General features: G+C 43.8%; 20 protein-coding genes. 10 read left to right on the top strand and 10 right to left on the bottom strand.

Annotated elements, in window-relative coordinates; genetic code table 11:
• Positions 1 to 5 precede the first annotated feature (5 nt).
• Positions 6 to 3,089, bottom strand: coding sequence for a PVC-type heme-binding CxxCH protein (locus B5X68_RS17050; protein ID WP_082215960.1), 3,084 nt, complete (start codon positions 3,087 to 3,089; stop codon positions 6 to 8).
• A 109-nt stretch (positions 3,090 to 3,198) separates the two neighbouring features.
• Between B5X68_RS17050 and B5X68_RS17045 the strand changes: the two genes are divergently transcribed.
• The 3 genes from B5X68_RS17045 (at position 3,199) to B5X68_RS17035 (ending at position 6,039) form a co-directional block, all read left to right on the top strand.
• Positions 3,199 to 3,789, top strand: a complete 591-nt coding sequence (locus tag B5X68_RS17045) for a hypothetical protein (protein ID WP_082215959.1) — start codon at positions 3,199 to 3,201, stop codon at positions 3,787 to 3,789.
• Between the two features lie 69 nt (positions 3,790 to 3,858).
• Positions 3,859 to 4,788: an alpha/beta hydrolase gene (locus B5X68_RS17040; protein WP_082215958.1), complete on the top strand. Its 930-nt coding sequence runs from the start codon at positions 3,859 to 3,861 to the stop codon at positions 4,786 to 4,788.
• A gap of 66 nt (positions 4,789 to 4,854) precedes the next feature.
• Positions 4,855 to 6,039 carry a glycosyltransferase family 87 protein gene (locus tag B5X68_RS17035; RefSeq protein WP_082215957.1) on the top strand — a complete coding sequence of 395 codons (1,185 nt, stop codon included), beginning with the start codon at positions 4,855 to 4,857 and terminating at the stop codon, positions 6,037 to 6,039.
• An 82-nt stretch (positions 6,040 to 6,121) separates the two neighbouring features.
• Here the strand turns inward: B5X68_RS17035 and B5X68_RS29250 are convergent, their stop codons facing one another.
• The gene (locus B5X68_RS29250) at positions 6,122 to 6,364 is read right to left on the bottom strand and encodes a T9SS type A sorting domain-containing protein (RefSeq protein WP_229208456.1); all 243 of its coding nucleotides are present in this window, start codon (positions 6,362 to 6,364) and stop codon (positions 6,122 to 6,124) included.
• Between the two features lie 408 nt (positions 6,365 to 6,772).
• Here B5X68_RS29250 and B5X68_RS17025 point away from each other — a divergent pair, with 408 nt between their 5' ends.
• Together B5X68_RS17025 and B5X68_RS17020 are read left to right on the top strand one after the other, a co-directional pair.
• The gene (locus B5X68_RS17025) at positions 6,773 to 6,994 is read left to right on the top strand and encodes a hypothetical protein (protein WP_082215955.1); all 222 of its coding nucleotides are present in this window, start codon (positions 6,773 to 6,775) and stop codon (positions 6,992 to 6,994) included.
• A gap of 2 nt (positions 6,995 to 6,996) precedes the next feature.
• Complete coding sequence (locus B5X68_RS17020) at positions 6,997 to 7,305, top strand: type II toxin-antitoxin system RelE/ParE family toxin (RefSeq protein WP_082215954.1); 309 nt, start codon at positions 6,997 to 6,999, stop codon at positions 7,303 to 7,305.
• On the opposite strand, the gene moaA is transcribed toward B5X68_RS17020, so the two are convergent.
• Genes moaA through B5X68_RS16995 form a run of 5 tightly spaced genes read right to left on the bottom strand, consistent with a single transcriptional unit; the run spans position 7,306 to position 11,186 of the window.
• On the bottom strand, positions 7,306 to 8,298 hold the full coding sequence (gene moaA, locus B5X68_RS17015; protein WP_082215953.1) for a GTP 3',8-cyclase MoaA: 993 nt from the start codon (positions 8,296 to 8,298) through the stop codon (positions 7,306 to 7,308).
• An 11-nt stretch (positions 8,299 to 8,309) separates the two neighbouring features.
• Complete coding sequence (moaCB, locus tag B5X68_RS17010; protein WP_082215952.1) at positions 8,310 to 9,218, bottom strand: bifunctional molybdenum cofactor biosynthesis protein MoaC/MoaB; 909 nt, start codon at positions 9,216 to 9,218, stop codon at positions 8,310 to 8,312.
• Positions 9,219 to 9,221: 3 nt separating this feature from the next.
• Positions 9,222 to 9,671 (bottom strand): molybdenum cofactor biosynthesis protein MoaE, encoded by a 450-nt coding sequence (locus B5X68_RS17005; RefSeq protein ID WP_082215951.1) that lies wholly within the window; start codon positions 9,669 to 9,671, stop codon positions 9,222 to 9,224.
• A 35-nt stretch (positions 9,672 to 9,706) separates the two neighbouring features.
• Entirely contained in the window at positions 9,707 to 9,946 is a 240-nt protein-coding gene (locus B5X68_RS17000; RefSeq protein ID WP_082215950.1) for a MoaD/ThiS family protein, read from the bottom strand.
• Between the two features lie 49 nt (positions 9,947 to 9,995).
• A complete protein-coding gene (locus B5X68_RS16995) occupies positions 9,996 to 11,186 on the bottom strand; it encodes a molybdopterin molybdotransferase MoeA (protein WP_082215949.1) in 1,191 nt (396 codons plus the stop codon).
• A 458-nt stretch (positions 11,187 to 11,644) separates the two neighbouring features.
• Between B5X68_RS16995 and B5X68_RS16990 the strand changes: the two genes are divergently transcribed.
• Both B5X68_RS16990 and B5X68_RS16985 read left to right on the top strand, forming a co-directional pair.
• Complete coding sequence (locus B5X68_RS16990) at positions 11,645 to 12,487, top strand: lytic transglycosylase domain-containing protein (RefSeq protein ID WP_082215948.1); 843 nt, start codon at positions 11,645 to 11,647, stop codon at positions 12,485 to 12,487.
• Positions 12,488 to 12,618: 131 nt separating this feature from the next.
• Positions 12,619 to 13,062 (top strand): peptidylprolyl isomerase, encoded by a 444-nt coding sequence (locus B5X68_RS16985; protein ID WP_082215947.1) that lies wholly within the window; start codon positions 12,619 to 12,621, stop codon positions 13,060 to 13,062.
• Between the two features lie 108 nt (positions 13,063 to 13,170).
• On the opposite strand, the gene B5X68_RS16980 is transcribed toward B5X68_RS16985, so the two are convergent.
• From B5X68_RS16980 to purH, 3 genes are all read right to left on the bottom strand, one after another.
• Positions 13,171 to 14,790, bottom strand: a complete 1,620-nt coding sequence (locus tag B5X68_RS16980) for a sodium:solute symporter family transporter (RefSeq protein ID WP_082215946.1) — start codon at positions 14,788 to 14,790, stop codon at positions 13,171 to 13,173.
• 161 nt (positions 14,791 to 14,951) lie between these two features.
• Positions 14,952 to 15,698 (bottom strand): hypothetical protein, encoded by a 747-nt coding sequence (locus B5X68_RS16975; protein WP_229208455.1) that lies wholly within the window; start codon positions 15,696 to 15,698, stop codon positions 14,952 to 14,954.
• 331 nt (positions 15,699 to 16,029) lie between these two features.
• Complete coding sequence (gene purH / locus B5X68_RS16970; RefSeq protein WP_082216158.1) at positions 16,030 to 17,565, bottom strand: bifunctional phosphoribosylaminoimidazolecarboxamide formyltransferase/IMP cyclohydrolase; 1,536 nt, start codon at positions 17,563 to 17,565, stop codon at positions 16,030 to 16,032.
• A gap of 131 nt (positions 17,566 to 17,696) precedes the next feature.
• Here purH and B5X68_RS16965 point away from each other — a divergent pair, with 131 nt between their 5' ends.
• From B5X68_RS16965 to B5X68_RS16955, 3 genes are all read left to right on the top strand, one after another.
• Positions 17,697 to 18,485: an SDR family oxidoreductase gene (locus B5X68_RS16965; RefSeq protein WP_082215945.1), complete on the top strand. Its 789-nt coding sequence runs from the start codon at positions 17,697 to 17,699 to the stop codon at positions 18,483 to 18,485.
• A gap of 75 nt (positions 18,486 to 18,560) precedes the next feature.
• Complete coding sequence (locus B5X68_RS16960; protein ID WP_212568013.1) at positions 18,561 to 19,865, top strand: outer membrane beta-barrel protein; 1,305 nt, start codon at positions 18,561 to 18,563, stop codon at positions 19,863 to 19,865.
• A gap of 157 nt (positions 19,866 to 20,022) precedes the next feature.
• Positions 20,023 to 20,952, top strand: coding sequence for a hypothetical protein (locus tag B5X68_RS16955; protein WP_082215943.1), 930 nt, complete (start codon positions 20,023 to 20,025; stop codon positions 20,950 to 20,952).
• Positions 20,953 to 20,995 lie beyond the last annotated feature (43 nt).

Genomic DNA, 20,995 nt, shown 5'->3' with positions numbered 1-20,995 from the left:
GCAACTTACTTCTTCTTCAAATTACTCAAATAATCAACCAAGCTAACCAGTTCCTCCGTACTCATGGCGTCCTGCAAGCCTGCGGGCATCATGGAGTCGTTAAGTTGTTTGATCGATTTTACCTGGGACATTTTGTATTCCTGGGTTGAGCCGCCCGGAAATTTCAGGATCAGGTCGGTTTCGGTTTTGCTGGCGACAATGCCCGAAACGGTTGAGCCGTCCCTTAATGTTACTTCAAAGCCCTCATAACCAAAGCCAATTCCGGCGCTTGGCTCGAAAATCGCTGAGTACTGAGCTTCTTTTGGCAGCTTACTTCCGATTTCCGAAAGTTTTGGACCGAAATCCATTCCTTCGCCATTCACCTGATGGCAAACCGAGCAATAGGATGTAAAAACTTGCTTTCCTTTGGACAAATCACCCTTCATTCCGATCAGTTCCTTCACTTGTGGGTGTTTTGCGGCTGCTACTGTTGCTCCGTCCGTGTATTTGGCTGCTTCGAGTTTTACTGATTTTCTCCACGCGCCGCTTAATCCTTTTACAGCCGCGGCTTTTTGTTCACCGCTTAGCTTGCCTTCCTTTAACAGTGCTAAAACCTGGTCCTCGCCATTCATTGTTCCACCCAAAGAACGTGCGGCGATAGTCCGCAAACCGGCTGGATATTTATCGTCCAATGCAACAGTTTGAAGAATTTCCAACGATTCCTTGCTTCCCACGCCTCGTAATGCGGATGTAATTCCTTCGCTTTTCGCTACATCAGAACCCTTTATAACGTCCCAAACCATTTTGCCGCCGCCTTGTTTCATGAGCTGCATCGCAGCGGCCGGTCCTGTTCTGGTTGCAGCCTGGCTTATTGCCATATCCAGCAATCTGGCGTTTTCCGATTCCAATTCATATTTACTTACCAATTCAAGATAAGCTGGTGTTCCAAATGATGAATCGAGCAATTTTTTTAGCGAGGCCATTGCTTCTGCATTTTGCTTTACAAATGCCGGATCCAAATGGCGTAGTGCCAGTTCGTTCACCTGCGCTTGTTCCGGAGAATTCCCTTTCATGATCTGCAAAAGCGCCATTGATTTTTCGTTTGCGGCCGGGTTAAAATCAAATGCGCGGAAATAGCGCAGCCTGCTTTTCAAATCCGTTTTTGAATCACCTGCTAGTGAAGCAAGTAAGGGAACAGATTCCTTACCGCGTGAACGCCACACGATGTCTTTTCCAGCCTGCGTTACAGTTGCATTAGCTCCTGCTTTTGCCTGCCAGGCTTTAAAAAACGTATCCCACTGCTCGTCAGCGCCAATTCCGAGTGCTTCCAGATACCAGCGGTCCTTGCCATCGTATTGCAATGCAAGTTCTGCCCACAATGCCGGAGCTTTCGGTGATTTGTTATGATGCAGGATCAGTGCACATTCTCTTCTTACCTGCGGCTCGGCGTCTTTGACCAATAAACCAATGTAATTGGTAATATCCACATCTTTCAACTCACTCGCAGCACGCAACGCAGCAATGCGCATATCTGGATTAGCGTCCTTGATGGCTATATCAATATTCTTCTTGCCGGAAGCCGGCCATTTGCTTAGTAACCATAACGCTCTCGCGCGCATCCGGTCGTTTGCTTTTTTATCTTTAAACAGCTTTTCTAATGATGGAATCGCCTTTTCGCCCATTTGATTCAACGCCATCCAGGCCTGGTAACGGACGGAAAGGTTAGGACTTTGCAGCGCTGATACTGCTCCATTAGCTGTTGTTAAATCTGCTTTTGGAACTTTGTAAGGCGAGTTTGCAGGCGCGATCCTGTATAATCTTCCTCTGTTCTGGTCGCCCGCCTGGTGCCCGCCTACTCCCGGATCATACCAGTCGGAAACAATGAGGGAGCCATCGGGCGCTACGCAAACGTCGGAAGGCCGGAACCATTGATCTCTTTTGCCATCAACCACATTCACGATTTTGGCCGTATAACCAGCGCCAGATTTTTGGACGGGATAGGAACGAACCACATTATGGCCTGGCTCGCAATGGATCATTTGATTTTGGAATTCCTTAGGCAAAAGAGCGCCTTCATAGATAACCATTCCCGTAGGAGATCCAGAGCCTGTTTGCAGTAAGTTTGGGACCACGCCCGGATCATTCAAATGCCAGTGGCGATAGGGAATTGAATCCTCCATATTAGTACGGTTTGCACGCCAGCCAGCGCCCGTAACCTCATCTGTGTAGCCGTAATTACCATATTGCATCACGTAATTGATCCGCACGCCCTTGTTTCCGTCATCATCATTGTCTGACTGCCACATAGTGCCGTAACTATCCACTGCCACTTCATAATTGTTCCGGAAATTATTCCCCAAAACTTCAATATTCTTGAAATCAGGATCGCAGCGGAACACCATTCCCTGTTTTAGTTTTTTGAAGTCGATGGGCTGGCCATCTTTTCCAATTACCGGATTTCCTTTTCCATCCAACAAATGCCCGCCTTCGTTTCCAAAATTGAAATACAATTTTCCATCAGGCCCGAAAATGAATGCGTGCATGCCATGGTCGTGCTGTTCCCCGCCTACACCTTCGAAAATGACTTCCTTTTTATCAGCCTTCCCATCATTATTTTCATCTGTAAAAAGCCACACATAAGGACTTTGAGAAACCACCACACGATTGCCCATTACCCAGATCCCCAGCGGAGAATTGATCTCTTTTCCCTGATAAAAAACGGTTGTTTTATCCGATTTACCATCGCCATCGGTGTCCTCCATGATCAGAATGCGGTCACCTTCGTTTTTTATAGGATTACCATTGATCGCTGGACGGTAATTATAAGCTTCGCAAACCCAAACCCGTCCCAAATGATCGACATCAATGTTGGTAGGATTGGTAATGGTCGGTTCTGAGGCAAAAAGCGTTGCTTCCAGTCCGTTTGTTACTGAAAGGCCTGCTACTGCGTATTTTGGAGAACGTTTTTGAGCGTCCGTGAGATCTTTATATAGGCTGTCTAGCTTTGAACTTGGAAAAGTGCTTGGGTTAACGTGCTGGTAAGAAGCGATCATCAGGCTTGCCATCAGACATCCCGCCGGCAACAGCGTCAGCGTTTTTTTTAAGTTCATGGGGTTTATTAATTACAGTCTGTAATGCGAAAGCAGATTTGTGCAAATCTTAAATTAAAGATTACTAATTTTAAGCATATAAGAGGCAAACCACCTGTCATTTACTACCATGAGCAAGACTTTTTTTTCCGCCATTTCCTTATTGCTGGCCGCGCAGGCAATGGGACAAACCAATGTTTTATATCCCGAAATTCAAATCAAAACCGCTGTCATGGCTGCCCCCGCTGAAAAACGTGAAGGCGCCAAAGTCTATGGCTATGCTGCCGACGGTTCTTTTAAAGTGCTTCGCGCCGGGAACAATGATATGGTTTGCATTGCCGACGATCCGAAAAAAGATGATATCAACGTTTCCTGTTATTTTTCTGGGCTTGATGCATTTATGGAAAGAGGCCGTGTGCTGGCCAAAGAAGGCAAAAACCCGAAGGAAATTTTTGACATCCGCGAAAAGGAAGTGAAAGATGGGAAACTGATGATGCCGAAGCAATCGTCCACGCTTTTTGCACTGTCCGGCTCCAAAGATAATTATGACACTGCCAGTGGCGACTTGAAAAACGGTTACCTGCGTTACGTGGTCTACATTCCATTCGCAACAGCTGAAAGCACAGGTTTGCCGCTCAAACCGGACGTTCCGGGAATGCCCTGGATTATGGATCCGGGAACGCACAGGGCACATATCATGATCAATCCGGCAAAACCATAATCACTTTTTCCACTTGTAACACATGGTATATTAGCTTGCAGACCGTCTTATTGTTAGAAAATTCAATCGATGAAAAAACTAACTGGTCTCCTGGTTGCATTGGCCTTATATGCTACACCTGATAAATCCATGGCTCAAAATGAAGTGATTAATTTGTGGCCGGAAGGCAAAATCCCCAATTTCAAAGCAAATTCAGTTGAAGAAAAGTCAGTAACAGACACCAGTAACATTCTAAGGATCAGCGGCGTTTCGATTCCTACACTCACTGCTTTTATTGTTCCAAAAGAAAAATCGACTGGTGCGGCGGTCATGATCTGCCCGGGCGGAGGTTATGGAATTCTGGCTGCTTCGCATGAAGGAAGTGATTTTGCCAAATGGTTTAATGACCGTGGAATCTCGGCTTTTGTACTGAAATACAGGCTGCCCAGTGAAAAAACAATGACACACCAGCATGAAGTGCCCTTGATGGACGCCATGCAGGCGATGAAACTGATCAGACAAAGCGCTGGGAAGTGGAACATTGATGTAAACAAAATCGGCGTAATGGGCTTTTCGGCAGGCGGTCACCTTGCAGCAACATTATCGACGCATTTCAATAAGGGTGAAAAGGCTTCACCAGATGGCAAACCGAATTTCTCTATTTTAATTTATCCTGTCATTTCCCTGACACCTGAACTCGCTCACGGCGGCTCACGCGATAATCTTTTAGGCGCTGAGAAATCAGATGAATTGATCAAATATTACTCTAACGAATTGCAAGTGAGCGCCGAAACGCCTCCCGCATTCCTAGTACATGCCATGGATGACACCGGCGTGCCACCAGAAAACAGCATTGCCTATTACCTAGCCCTCAAAAAGCAAAAAATCCCCGCAGAAATGCATTTGTACCCAAAAGGCGGCCACGGCTACGGCATGCGAACCGAAGGAAAGGGTTCCCTGGCAAACTGGCCAGCGGCGATGGAAGGATGGTTGAAATCGCTGGGTTATGTGAAGAATTGACGCAGAAACCCTGATTTATCCCTAGTTTTGACTCAAAATCAGAATAAAAGATATTTCCTGCGAGTGATGCGTGCTGTAAACCGTTTTTTAGTTAATCAAAAATATCTGCTGATCCTGTTTCTCGGAGTGGCGATCTTTGCTAGTCTGCAATCGTATTTTGGGGCGATGAAGAGTTTTGTTGAGGGAGGAAGGCTTTATACGACCTATAACAATTACATTATCTTCAAGCAATCCTTTTTTCACCTCATTGAATCCAAGGATCTTTACGATCCGTTTGTGGAAGAACAGGGCGATTTGTTCAAGTATAGCCCGGCATTTGCACTGGTTTTTGGCGTTTTAGCGATCTTGCCTGACGTGCTCGGGTTATCGCTATGGAACATTTTGAATGCCGCAGTTCTATTTTATTCAGTCTATTATTTGCCTCGCCTCGACGTTCGCACCAAAGGCTTAATCCTTGTTTTTGTGATCGTTGAATTGCTCACATCTGTGCAAAATGAGCAAAGCAATGCCTTGATAGCCGGATTATTTCTGTTCACATTCGGCTTTCTGGAAAGAGGAAAATATTGGTTAGCATCCTTTTGTCTTGTTTCCACGATTTTCATAAAGCTGTTCGGGATCGTAGGATTGGCTTTATTCCTTCTATATCCGAATAAATTTAAGCTCACATACACCACTGCTGCATGGGCGATCCTCTTTACAGCATTGCCGCTGCTGGTCGTTAACGTTGATCAGTTTTTGTTTTTATACAAAAGCTGGGCAAATCTCCTGGCCAATGACCATTCCATTTCAGACGGCCTTTCGGTGATCGGCTGGCTGAAAACCTGGTTTAAGTTGGATGTGAATAAAACCTATGTAAGTTTAGCAGGAGCAATTTTATTCTGCTTTCCGCTTTTGAGAATAAAGCAATATGGCAATTTTACATTCCGAATGCTGGTTCTGGCGTCGATCATGATCTGGGTGGTTATTTTCAACCACCGGGCCGAATCGCCTACGTTTATTATTGCTATTACCGGCGTTGCGCTTTGGTATTACGGACAAAAACAGAAGCCTGAAAATTATGTCCTTCTGGTGCTCGCATTTGTCTTCACAGCATTGTCCCCTACCGATCTTTTTCCCAGATTTATCAGAAACGAATGGATGAAACCTTACGTAGTGAAAGCTGTCCCATGCATTTTGATTTGGGCTAAAATCACTTATGATTTACTATTTGCGAACCTTTCGCCAAGAATCGAAAAAAGTGTTGAGGGCTGAAAATAAAAACGTTACAGGAATGCTGCGGCAGCAAACCCGTAACGTATCACTTTTGAACCTTAATTTGTCGTTTCCGTGACTCTCAATTTGTCCCTACCAAAGTCCGTTCGACTTCCCTGATGTCGTTGGTAGCCAGGTAAATGCTCTTGACGATTTTCTCATAATCATTAGAAACCTCGAGCGTGTAAACGCCATCTCTGATTTCCTGAAAATTCAGCTTGCGACCAAATTTGCTCAGGTATTTCGGAACATATTCTTCGTGCAGCACTTTGCCTTTTGAGTCCATTAAGCGAATAGCAACCCGTTCGCCCTTTGTTTTTTCCATCAGCAAATTCATTGAAACCGAGTTTCGCACTCTGTACATTCCTATTTTAAACTTTTCGCAGGAATTGTTTTTGCATTCTGCTTTGGGTTCAACGCGCGGTGAGGCGGACACATTATTGCTTATTACTAGGATTGCGAAGGCTGCGGCGGCAATTGTTTTCATCACGTTTCTCATGGCTCTTGAAGGTTACTATTGAGTAAAAAGTTTTAAAGATTTTTACCAATGATAACCGCAAGGCACCCCATGTTGCATGCATTATTTAAACGGCAGAAAATAGTGTTGAATGGCTTTAAGTATATTAAACGAGAATATTGGTGACGTTGATGGAATAATGATTTTCTAAACTGAGCAAAAATCTGCTCTCAGCTATTTATCTTTGATAAGCGACAACCTTAAAACACACTCGTTATGGCCGTGACATATCATATAAGAATTAAAAAAGATTATGCAGCATCCCTGATCGAAGATTTGGAGAAAGTTAATGCCATTGATTTGGTGAAGGAAACGGATGAGGACTTTGTCGTTACCCGGGCGCAGATGAATGAGGTGAGTGCGCGAATAAAAAAATATCAGGACAATCCCGACCTCCTGATTGACGAAGAAGAAGTTTTCAAGATGCTCGATGCCTGATTATGGCAGTTTGCAAGCTAAAATTTACTCCCGAAGCAGTTAAAGATATTACCCAAGCAGCTGAATATTATGAAGAATGCCAAAAAGGTCTTGGCAAAAGATTTCGATCAGAAGTAAAGCGGAAGTTGGTTTTGGTCAAAGAAATCCCTCGTATATATACACTTCGATATGGAGAAGTAAGATTCGCCTTGATTGATATTTTCCCCTACTCCATTCATTTTTCAATTAATGAAAAAGGACAAGTCGTGCAGGTTCATGCGGTGCTGTGCCAATTTGAAAATCCGGAAACTTCCTGGAAAAACTTTCCGTAATTACCCACCAATAGCAATCATATTCCGATTCTGCTCGTAGTCTGATTTGGCGTGTTTTTCGGTGAAGTCTACGTGACCGCCGTGTGCGAAGTGTTTTTTGTGGAAATGCGCGTAGATGAGCGCCCGGACGTCCAGACCTGCGCGTAGCGGTGTTAGAAGATCAACCTCGGAAGTGTCGAAGAGGCAGTTTTTTAGCTTTCCGTCGGCTGTGAGCCTAATGCGGTTGCAACCGGAGCAAAATGGATGGGTTACTGTTCCAATAATCCCGAAAGTCCCGGCACCGCCCGTTACCTGAAAACGATGCGCAGTGTCCTGTAATTCTCCGGTTAATTGCTGAAAATCAAACTCATTATTGATATCAGAAAGCAGATCATTATAGGAAACAATTTTGGACATATCCCACTGATTGCCCTTGAATGGCATAAATTCAATGAAACGGACATGCAGATTAGGTTCTTCCAAAGTCATCCTGACAAAATCATTGACTTCGTCCTCATTGATGCCCTTCATAACCACCATATTGATTTTGACTACAAATCCTTCTGCCAAAAGCAACCTGATGTTACCTATTGTTTTAGTAAAATGCTCGCGCTTAGTTATTGCTTTAAACCTGTCTTCCCGCAAAGTATCCAGGCTCACATTCAAAGAGTTAACACCCGCTTCTTTTAGATTACCAATAAACTGGTCTATAAAAACAGCATTGGTTGTCAATGTTAGTGAGGTCGGTAGTTTGCCAAGGTCTGAAACGATCTGACCTACATCCTTCCTGATCAACGGTTCACCGCCCGTTAGCCGGATTTTATCCACACCCATTTCAACAAATATCTCTGCAAGTGCCTTGATCTCATCGGCTTGCATGAGCCATTTCGAAGGCATAAACTGCATATCCTCTTGCGGCATACAATAAGTGCAGCGCAGATTGCACTTATCTGTCAGCGAAATCCGCAGATAAGTGTGTTTGCGACCAAATGTATCTACAATGGGTAAGGACATTATTTTAATTTTTAATCGTGCTTTTTGCCTTCTATAACACTGAAAACATGCAGCACCTGAGGGAATAACGCATCCATATACTCGGTGACTCCGCCTGTGCTTCCAGGCATCGTAATAACCAATGTTTCACCTATTAAGCCTCCCGCAGACCTGGATAACATCGCTGTCGGCATACGGTCCTGGCCGTAATTCCTGGCCGTTTCTGCAATTCCGGGAATCTCTTTTTCTATTAATTCCGATACCGCTTCCGGTGTAACATCCCGGTGAGACAACCCGGTTCCGCCCGTGATCAAAACAAGCTGAAAATCTGCGTTACAAAGGCTTTTGATTTTCTCCTGAATGCTGCTTTTGTCGTCGGGAATAATGCTGTAATCGCTGGCAGTCAGTTTTAATGCTTCCAGCTTTTCAATGATCTTTTTCCCCGATTTATCCTCGCCGACGCCTTTTGAAATACTGTCAGAACAAACAATAACAGCCGTTTTTAATCCTTCCGGAATTGCTTTCCTGTCGCTCTTGCCGCCCTTTTTCTCCAATAATCTGATATTCCTGATTTCAACGCCCTTATCTATGGGTTTGAGCATATCATACATGGTGAGTGCAACTACGGACGCGCCGTGCATGGCCTCAACTTCAACACCTGTTTTGTATATCGTCTTGACTGTCAATTCAATAACAATGGTCAAATCTTCTATCCGGTAATTTACTCCTGTATATTCCACCGGAATCGGGTGGCAGTCGGGTAAAAGATCCGGTGTCTTTTTTACGGCAAGAAAACCAGCAGCTTTCGCCATTTCAAAAACGTCCCCTTTCGGAACATTGCGTTCCCGGATTGCCGTAATGGTTTCAATTTTACTTACCTGCACAATTGCCTGTGCAGTGGCAATGCGTAATGTGTTGCTTTTATGAGTGATGTCTACCACTTTTCAATTATTTTCTTTCCAAACATATTCTCCACCTTCTCCTACCAGCTCTTTTCCGAAGATCGGGACGTTTGCTTTTATTTCTTCTACAATGTATTCGGAAGCCTCAAATGCGGCACGACGATGCGGCGACGAAACAAATACGAAGAGACTGATTTCGCCAGTAGGCACAACGCCCAGACTATGATAAATGTGCATGCAAATCAGCTCAAACCTGGCAAAAGCCGCCTCCCTGATCTCCTGGAATGCTTTTTCAGCCATATCTTCATAAGCCGAATATTCGATCCCGGTTACAATGCCATCTGCTTTTTTATCGGCACGGATCTGTCCCAAAAAAATTGCATGGGCACCAATCTCAGTTTTTGACTGGTGGCCCGCTATCGATTTTGCAACGAAATCAGGGCTTATAGGTCCCTGTACAAATACTTTTTTATGCTTATGCTCTTTTTCCATGGAGTTGGTGATGCGGTTCAGGATAATGCTGGTGCTCAGCCGCCGGCGAATGGTGGCAGCAAAGCTATTTCGGATGCGTGGTCAATAGAAACGTAATCTTGTGAAATTTTTTGATCCACTGCAATTTTAAATTTTTTCTCACGCATCGCCGGATATCGCTCCATGATCTGGTTGCGAAACTCACCAACCGTCAGATTCTGATCGGCTATCCAAACCTCGTTAGCCTGGCCAGCGATTTCGGCCAGCATTCCATAATACATTACCTGAATGCTCATTTCCTATTTTTTCAATTCTTTGAATTAACAAATTTTGCAGCAATCTGATTCACAAAGGGAGCAAATGAACTTCAACCAGGTCCCCTTCCTTGACCACATTTTGCTCCACGGGTAAGTAAATAACAGCATTTGCAATCGCAAAGGAACGTAATGCAAATGATTCCTGACCATCGAGCGGTATAACTTCACCACCCACAACCAGTCCTTTGAGAAATTCGTCGCGCTCACCTTGGAAGGAGTAAGCAAGCTTTGCAGGCATTTTCAACGTTGTTAAAAACGGATCTTTCCTGCCCGACATAATTCTCAGCGCAGGCAGCACGTATTCGTAATAACAAACCAACGAAGAAGCGGGGTTTCCCGGTAATGCAAAGAAAAATTTATCTTCCCGTTTTGCAAATAATAATGGCTTACCCGGCTTCTGACGCACTTTATAAAATATCGTTTGAGCACCTAATGCTTCCACAGCTTTCCCTACAAAATCATAATCCCCTACCGAAATTCCTCCTGAAGCCAGCACCACATCATTATTTTCTGCTAACTCACTCAGCCCTTTTATCGTCGACTCCAGGTTGTCGTCCGCATATTTGATTTCAAGATCCGCGATTCCTTCCTTTTGCAATGCAGCTGCAAGCATAGCAGAATTTGACTCAAAAATTTTTCCATGAACAATGGAATCTCCTTTATGAAGCAATTCGTCACCTGTTACAAGCAGGCCAATTTTTGGTTTTCTGTGCACGCTGGCTTCCCATATATTCATTCCCTGCAAAAACCCAATGCTACCCGGTGAAAGAAAAGTGCCTTTTTCCAATGCAATAGCGCCCCTTTGAATTTGCTGGCCAATATTTCTTACATTTTTACCGGCCGTTACAGGGAACTCGTGAATGCATATTGTTCCATTTGCGGATGATGTATTTTCCTGCATAACAACTGCTGTGGCTCCATCGGGAACGGGCGCCCCTGTGAAAATCCGCATCGCATTGCCGGGGATTAATGTTTGCGTAGTGGTTTGCCCTGCTTTTGATTCTCCTGAAATTTTAAGGATTGTGTCCTTTTCTAAAATATCAGTGTCGATAATCGCATATCCATCCATAGACGATTGCCTGAAAGATGGCAAGGACATTGGCGCTAAAATATCACTGGCCAAAACATGCCCTAAAGCATCCCGGACCTCCAATGTCAAAGCGGACAGAGCCGTTACATTTGCAATAATCTTTTGTTTAGCCTCGTTTACCGTAACCATAATCTCAAAGAAAAGCGAAAATGCAAGTTAGCATATCCGTGCTTTCAATGTCTGAAAATAGATTTTTAATGTAGGTAGTTTTCTAAAAAAAATGGGCAAATCCGGTCAAATGGGCATTTTTCATCTTGGCTTTACGTGTTAACTGCCTGGTTTACAGAGACCGTAAAGCATCTGTTACAATTAATTCTATTTAAAATTATATAAAATAGTAGATTTTGCGTTTTGTGATGGTCTGCATTTGCCAATTTTAATTTCACTTTTATGCCCGTACGCAGAGTAAAGCGCGAAAATTAGCATTTTTCACCAAACGAAAACGTCTTGAATTAATACTACAAAGCAGCTTCATAATGTGCTATAAATCAAAGTTTTAGCTAATAATGAAATATTTTTAATTCAATACCGTTATCTTTGTTCGCTGGCTTTATGCCTTTAACTATGTTCCACGAAATGAAAAATGAATGATTAAACTTATCTTTATGGCCCTCTCAATCGCAATAATGGGTAACGAACCAATGAGCGAGGTGGGGGTGGAAAAGAAGGGACTGAAAGAGACAACAATTATAGATTCAGATCTTCTTGCTATTGACTTTTGTGGCGAGGCTGTTCCACTAACAGAGCTTCGAATCGCTGAGCGATATCAAAATATGATCAGAAATTACGACAACCCCACCTTTCGTAAGCTGATGACTAAGACCCAAAAAAGAATCAAGATTATAGAACCGATTCTTAAAAAGTATGGAGTACCAGCCGATTTCAAATATCTCCCATTAATAGAGAGCGCCATGACAAACGATGCAAAATCGCATAGGGGCGCGGGAGGCTACTGGCAACTAATGCCTGCTACGGCAAAATCTCTCGGACTGGTTGTTAATGAAACCAGGGACGACCGAAAACATCTCACAAAATCAACGCATGCCGCAGGCAAATATCTGCGCAATCTTTATCGTCAACTTGGTTCATGGACACTCGTGGCAGCTGCATATAACGCGGGACCGACGCACATTCAGAATAAACTGGATGCACAGAACAAGGACGATTATTTCAAACTGCGTTTAAACTCAGAAACTACCCGATATATTTATAAAATACTGGCTGTCAAAGAATGGTTCAACAATCCCGAAAGAAGTAAAGAATGGGGAAGCGGAGACGTGGTTGAGCGTTTGGAGGATTTTAAAGTAGAGCAGAAAAAAGCTGAATTGCAATTGGAAAAAGCCGAATCTGAAATGAAAAAGGCTGCTTTACTAGAAAAAGCTGAATTGCAACTCGCGAGAGAGTCCGGCAAACTTGTCGCCGGCTCCTGATCTGATCATTTTATTTGGCATAAAGTTGAAGAAAAGGATACATTATCCTTTTCTTTGTGTTGTTATGAGGGGTTAGCAAAACTGGCCTGAAAACAACTTCAATTTTTATTCAAATTCTCTTTTAAATCAATATGACAAAAGCAGAAATGATCACTGACAAAGGAACCATGCTGATCGAATTTTACGATGAGGATGCTCCCGGAACGGTGAAAAACTTTGTTGATCTTTCAAAAAAAGGATTTTACGACGGACTGATCTTTCACAGGGTGATACCGGATTTTATGGTTCAGGGTGGAGATCCAACCGGAACCGGTCGCGGTGGCCCGGGCTATAAAATCGATTGCGAACTAACCGGTGGCAACCAATATCATGACCGTGGCGTGCTTTCAATGGCACACGCTGGTCGTAACACAGGCGGATCACAGTTTTTCATCTGCCATAGCCGCAGAAACACCGCGCACCTGGACGGAAACCACACTTGTTTTGGTAAAGTCGTAGAAGGCGTTGATACTGTTGACCTGCTTCGCCAGGGCGATAAGATCCAGAAAATTACCATTATCGAGGAGCAGGCTTAATATCCTGACTGTCTTGAACAGCAAAAAGGCTTGGATTCGCTCCAAGCCTTTTCTTTTTGCCCTGGGCTAACCGCCTGAGGCTGTGCACCCGAAACTGTCTGTCTCCTCTTACCAGAAGTGAGCGTATAAGAATGTAATCAGGCAGATTACTACAACTGCGCCGACAATAAAGCTGCGGTGCGGAATAAACATAGCTGTATCAATGGCCAATCCTTTCTTTTCATCAGGCATTACCAAGCCTAAAATCACCATCACTACCACACAGATCAGGAATACCAGGCCCATGCGGTCAAGGAATGGGACCTGCGTCCAGTCGGCGAATGGGAAATAATTGTTATGCATGGCCAATGCGATGAGGAAACCGCCTACTATCGCAAATAATGCTCCGGCAGAATTGGTTCGTTTCCAGAAAAAGCCCATGATAAACGAAGCAAAAATACCAGGAGAAAGCAACCCGGTCATTTCCTGAATGAATTGAAAACCTCCTTTTTTATCAATGCCCATGTAAGGAGAAACGATAATCGCAAGGATCATTGAAACCACCACAACAATACGACCAATGCGCACGAGCGTCTTCTCATCTGCGTTTTTACCAATATAGTTTTTGAAAATATCTAGTGTAAAAATCGTCGAAATACTATTTGCCTTACCGGCCAAAGATGCAACGACCGCTGCTGTTAATGCCGCGAAAGAAAGTCCCTTTAAACCAGCAGGAAGCAAATTAAGTAATACTGGATAAGCCTTATCCGCATTAAGCTGACCATCTGCGTCAAGCATTTCAGCCTGGAACAGGCCTTTGCTATACAACGCATAAGCCGCGATACCCGGCAAAACGACAATCACAGGCATTAAAAGTTTCAAGAATGCTGCGAAGAGAATTCCATTCCGTGCAGTTTTCAGGTCGGCGCCCAAAGCCCGCTGAGTAATATATTGATTACATCCCCAATAATTAAGGTTCACAATCCACATACCACCAAGGAGAACCGCCAGTCCGGGTAATTGCATATAGAATGGGCTTGTTTTCGGGAAGATCATGTGGAAATGGTCGTCATGATTTTCGCGCATCATTTTGATCCCGCTCATAACCCCATCAATTCCAGCATCGCCGGAAACCAGATTTACAGCCAGATAAGTAGTTGCAAGTCCGCCAATTACAAGAAAAAACACCTGGATCACATCAGTATAACCAATCACTTTCATTCCGCCAACCGTAATAATGATCGCGAAGACAGCCAGCGCTATCATACAGAATTGAAAGTCTAGACCTGAGATCCCGGAGACCGCTAGCGCACCCAGATATAGGATAGATGTAAGATTAACCAGGATATACAACGCCAGCCAGAAAACGGCCATAATTAAGCTCACGGTGGGATTATAACGCTGGCTCAAAAACTGAGGCATTGTGTAAATCTTGTTTTTGAGATAAATAGGCATAAAAAAAACGGCTACAATCACGAGTGTTGCGGCCGCCATCCATTCATAAGTTGAAATACCTAAACCCATGGAAAATCCGTTTCCGGACATTCCGATGAACTGCTCAGCAGAAATGTTAGACGCGATCAACGACGCTCCGATCGCCCACCAGGTGAGTGAACCTTCTGCTAAAAAGAAATCCTTGGTTGATTCTGTTTTTGACTTTTTCCGTTGATAAATCCAATACCCGTAACCGGAGACGACGATGAAATAAAAGAAGAAAACAATATAATCCAGGCTTTGTAATTGTTGCATTTCAAATAATAAAATAGATGAATGGATGAGGTTTGTCGGTTCAAATCGAAAGGTACATTATTTTCAGAAAATAGTGCAAAACCAAAAAAGACGCAGGACGATTAACCCGCCTTTTTTAATGTGTTCATAAATATAGTTACAAGCTTATAATCGCAATGTCTTTATTCCGATATTTTCTTTGAATCCTGGAATCTCAATGGATTTGTAGGAAGTTTTTTAAACCAGTAGGCGCGCCGCTTCTGCTCGGCATTTTGATAAGCTTCTTCGAAACTTTTGCCCTGTTCCAAATCGCTGATCAGCCGCTGCAGCCCATCTTTTTCTGAAAGGATCATCCAATAAGAAACTTCCATACCGGCCGACATATAAGCAAGCATCACCTGTTTCTGGCTGGTGTTAAAAAACCCCTTTATGGAAGCGATATCCCTGAGTTCCAAAATTTGCTGCCCGCCACCCGTGTAGTAAAGCCATTCATCCATATAGTCGAAGTAACGCCCTATTTTATCGGGATTATTAACAAAACGCCTGTCGAGCATGAGCGCAATGCCTTCGTTGAACCATTGGGGGATTTTGGTGGCGATGGTCCACCACCCCAGCCTTTCCAGTAGTTCCGTATGGCTCATTTCATGGCTGATCACGTCCACATTCATTCCCTGCGTGTTCAAAATCACAAAAGAGTTACCCCAAGGCGTTCCCAGGCTGCATCCCGCGCCTTCAGTGCTGCTGCAATATTTTTGATACTGCTGCGGATTGCTGCAAACGATAATGATCGGTTTGGACTTTTTACCATTAAAAAAAGAATCAACCCGCGCCTCGGAACTGCTGATAATAGATCTCAGCTTCTTATGATTCACCGGTTTAATTTCCGGACTGAAATAGATCTTTCCATTATCCGAGCGGAAGTCAGACAAGCGGATTAATTCACAATAAAATATTTGGGGGTAGAGGAAGAAGAGGCTAGCAGTGATAACTAGAAAACCCACAATCAACAGCTTACCCAAGCGAATGTAACGTTGCTGAGGTAAATTGTTGGGTTTCAAGGGTGAATGTTGGGTTGATAGGAGTTGTAGGTCTTTGCTAGTCTGTCACGCTGAGCAGACCGTGCCGTCGGGCGGTCGAAGGCGCGTTACCAAGGAGTAGCGCGCTTCGGCTCCGCTCAGCGTGACAGACTAGATTAGTGCTTGGACCGTCGGGCGGCACGGTACGCTTAGGCTGACAAAGCAAATAGCTTCCTAGCTAGCTCTAATGCTTAAAATGACGAATGCCAGTCGTAACCATTGCTACGCCATTCGCATTGCAGTAATCTGTGGAATCCTTATCGCGGATAGAACCGCCTGGCTGGACAACAGCTGTAATCCCCGCCAGATGTGCTATTTCTACGCAATCGGCAAATGGGAAAAATGCGTCTGAGGCCATTACCGCTCCATTTAAGTCAAAACCAAATGCTTTGGCTTTATCAATTGCCTGGCGCAAAGCATCCACACGGGAAGTTTGTCCTGTTCCGCTGGCCAGCAGCTGGTTTTCTTTGGCCAAAACAATTGTATTCGACTTGGTATGCTTGCAAACTTTTAATGCAAATTCAAGTGCGGTAAGCTCGCTCGCGGTCGGCGCTTTTTCGGTAACTGTTGTAAACTGAGATTGAACTTCGGTAGACAAATCTTTATCCTGTACTAAAACGCCATTTAAAATGGTTTTGAACATTATTTGTGGCAACACGACTGCATTGCGTTTCAACAGAATTCGGTTCTTTTTCGACTTTAAGACTTGCAGCGCATCTTCATCATATTCGGGAGCGATCAGAATCTCCATAAATAATTTGTTAAGCTCCTCAGCCGTAGCCAGGTCCACTTTTGAATTGGTAATCACCACACCACCAAAAGCCGATACCGGATCGCAGGCCAATGCATTATCATAAGCCTCTTTCGCCGTTGGCGCAGTAGCAATTCCGCATGCATTTGTATGTTTTATAATAGCAAACGTCGGGGCTGCATCAGCAAATTCATCGATCAGGTTTACACACGCATCAACGTCTACTAAATTATTGTAAGACAATTCCTTACCATGCAGTTTATCAAAAATCCCTTCCAGATCGCCATAATATGTTGCATTCTGATGCGGGTTTTCGCCGTAGCGCAATGTCTGCGAGGCCAGACTTGTAAAATCAAAAAGCTCCTTATCTGTCTTTTCCTGACCTGCCGTAAAAAAGCGATTGATCGCACCGTCGTAATGTGAAGAAACCGCAAATGCCTGACCAGCATAGTAACGACGATCTTCAATGTCCGTTGCGCCGGCTTTTGCAGTCAGCAATTCCACAACCTCGGCATATTGGCTGCGCGAAGAAACGATCAGCGTATCTTTGAAATTTTTGGCAGTAGCCCGAATCAGCGAAATGCCTCCAATGTCTATTTTTTCAATAATATCCTCTTCTCCTGCACCCGAAGCAACGGTTTCCTCAAACGGATAAAGGTCCACAACCACCAAATCAATGGCCGGAATGTTGTATTGCTGGGCTTGCGCAACATCACCGGCGTCATCACGACGGTACAGAATGCCGCCCATGATAGCCGGGTGCAAGGTTTTCACTCTTCCTCCAAAAATAGAAGGGTAACCGGTCAGCTCTTCCGCTGCGGTGACAGGAATATTTAAGTTTTCAATGAAAGTCTGAGTGCCGCCGGTGGAGTAAAGTTTGACACCATTGTTATGCAACAGGCGAACCAAAGGTTCAAGTCCATCCTTATAATATACAGATATAAGAGCGGATTGGATTTTTTTCGACATTGTGGGATATATGATTTCTCTGACTGAAAAATAAACCGCAAAGATAGCCGAAAAAAGTACGAAGTTTGAAGTAGAAACTGCTAAAATCGAAGACATAACTCACGAATTATAAGCATTAAAATCAAAAAGCGATGAATCTTGATCTGACTGGAAAAACGGCCCTGGTTTGTGGAAGCACGCAGGGAATCGGCCTGGCATCTGCCATTGAACTGGCATTATTAGGTGCAAATGTGACCTTAGTGGCGCGTAATGAAGAAAAATTGAGGGAGGCCGTAGACACGCTAGACACGTCAGCCGGACAGCTGCACCGCTACGTCGTGGCCGATTTTGCTGATCGTGAAAATGTAAAAGACGCCATCGAAAATTACCTGCGCCTCGTGCCCGACGTCCACATCCTCATCAATAATACAGGCGGCCCATCCGGTGGCCCGATCATCGAAGCAGACACCGATCAGTTTCTCAAAACATTCCAGATGCACGTCATCAACAACCAATTTCTGGCGCAGGCGGTGGTTCCTTCTATGAAAAAAGCGGGTTATGGCCGGATCGTCAACATTATCAGTACTTCGGTAAAACAGCCGATTGTAGGACTCGGCGTTTCCAACACCATTCGCGGCGCCGTGGCAAGCTGGTCTAAAACTTTATCCCTGGAATTAGGACAGTTCGGCATTACTTCGAATAATGTTCTGCCTGGCTACACGGTCACATCGCGCCTGGATGCCGTTCTGGAAATGCGGAGTAAAAATTCAGGAAAGTCCAAAGATGAAATTGCGCTGGAAATGCAGTCCGCCATTCCTATTCGTCGATTCAGTGAAGCAAATGAAGTTGCCGCAGCGGTGGCATTCCTGTGCAGCCCCGCAGCTGCCAGCATTAGTGGTGTAAATCTGCCTGTGGATGGCGGCAGAACAGAAAGCATGTAGTATTAATTTTATAAAAAATTAAGTAAAATCGAGTTTCCTTTGATACATTTGGAAACAACTCCAAATGTATTTTTTGTGCGACTTTTCCGGCCTTCAATTCTTTGCATTGCACTGCTATTTATCTCCTATTTTTCCTCTGCTCAAAATGACAGCGTTTTTCTGAAAAATCAGATAAAACCAGTTATTGGTAAGGCTGTTTTGAATTATAAAAAACAAGATCTCTACTTGAAAGGCCTGGAAGGAAAACGGTCGATCCCTTTTGCTGAAATTTTGGAAATTAAAAACGGGAACGGTAAATATTATGTAAGCAAAGTTGCAGGGAAAGGCAGCGCATTATTCGTATTGCTTGTAAAAGGTCCGTTCAGTCTTTTATTCAATGAGAAAAACAAACTATTTTATATCGAGAAAAAAGATTCAGTGCTTGTTATTTCTCAGCAACATATAAAACGTGCACTGCCCATTATCTTTGGAAAAGAGCTTTTGGAAGCATATTATATCAAATCCAACATCCAGCCACAATACTCGGCCCGATATCTAAAAAACCTGACGCTTTACGCAAATCAGTCCCGGGGTGCTGATTCGGAAACTTTCGAGGAGAGCCTGAATCAGTTTAAAGCCTCCGTTCGCATTGGTCCTTATATTGGCTATGGCTACAATAACACAGCTTTTGACATTAATGCAGGCACTGTGAAAGGAAGGGTTGCCTATCGAAAAACCGAATTTACCAGCACTTCATCCATTCCCTTAGGCCTTCGTGCGGACCTGGATCTTTCGAAAAGAGTGGGAATTGAGTTTGGTGTCTATTTTAATAGTACGAAGGCTGAAAACATCTTCATGGAAAACACCGGCGTTCATGTTATTCCGTTTCCCCAGTCCATTCTCATACCAAAAAAATACGATACTGATCTTAAAACGACTGCTTTCTCCTACCAAGCACTTCATTTTGACCTGGCAATGAATGTAAATTTGAACCGCGACGAACGAAGCAAGTTTAAACCTTACGCCTTCGCGGGTCCGACCGTTGCGATAATGCTTAAAAACCAAATCAAGCAAGCCACTGGCTATCAAGAAGACGCACAATCGGAAATGGGCTATTTTTATAGATGGACAAAATTAGATTCAAAGAAATATCTTGTTGGTTTCAATGCTGGATTAGGTGTTGATTATGCTTTAAACAAGCGCATTACATTAAATGCCTCTGCGAAATTCACCGGTGGGCTTTATCCAAAAATTCGCAATCGGACATTTCTTACAAAAACCCAAAATGACACTTCTGCACCTGATACCGGATTTGGAGTGTTCGAATCCAGCTTCTGGCATTCATATGACCAATATTTGCGCATGTTCAGTGTGGGTCTTTCGGCGAATTATAAATTGTAAATCAGCATTAATCAGCTTATTAACCTCATTTTAGGTCCCGATGCGCTTGCTCAGATCAACACTTACCTTTATTGTCGTTTCAGGATTGTCAATTTCCTGCTCAAAAGATGAGAATACGACACCAAAATTATGTCGGTATATCGGTCAGAGTTACAAGATGGAGCAGACCAGCCCCGGTGACATTTTTAGCGAAACGTATGTATCTGACTTCAAACAAGATGATGAAGGAAAACTGATTGAGGCGTCCGCTACAAGAAGAACAATTAACAGAGAGATGTATACTGAACTGGTCAACTCTGACGTCACCGAAACAAAATCCTACATTCTTAAATACAATGAGCAAGGATTTCTTACTGAAATGGCAATAACTACACTTACATTACAGGAAGGAGGGAAAACCGCTTCGTTTCTCTACGCAAATTATCCACCCTATCGCCATGGCAAAATCGTAGCAAAAGAAGTCAATACATTCCAATATGAGTCAGATCTGGTACGAAGTGCCACCCGAACAAGTGTTGTGGATTTTAGGAGTGAAAGAAACCTGGATGTAAAAGTTAATCCGGAGGCTAAAAAGGAATACATATATGAAACAGGAGGGGTTATTAAAACAATAACCGAAACTATCGGCAACAGCTCTTCGGTAACACAATTTGAAAATGGGGTGAAAGCATCAACGCCTACCAATAAGTATGACGAAAAAGGCCAACTTGTCCAGACGTCATCTCCGGATAGCGAATACAATTTGAAATATGATGCCAATGGAAATATTCTCAGTGTGGAGGCCATTTACCAGTCAAAACAACAGTTCCTGGAGACAAGAACACACGACAGTAATCCTAACCCTGACAAGCTTCTTCCCCAGAAGTTCAAAGGGATTCCCGAAGAAATGAGAATTCTGCAATTCACGGATGGAAGCAATAATTTGGTCAGTAGCAAGTCTGTTTATCCTGATAGGCCGCCTTACGAGGAAAAGACGGTCTACACCTATAATAGTACAGGATATCCTGCCACCGCAGTTACGACTTTTACCCAATCAGGCACCCTGATTACCAAAACAACCACATACAATTACCAGGATTGTCAATGAGCAATGTCCCCCCAAATAATTAAACAATAGGAAGGAAAATTTG

The organism is Dyadobacter psychrophilus (assembly GCF_900167945.1).
GTDB classification, from domain to species: Bacteria; Bacteroidota; Bacteroidia; order Cytophagales; family Spirosomataceae; genus Dyadobacter; species Dyadobacter psychrophilus.
The sequence above is the reverse complement of the archived record's forward strand: the minus strand, read 5'-3'. Positions and strand labels throughout refer to the sequence as shown.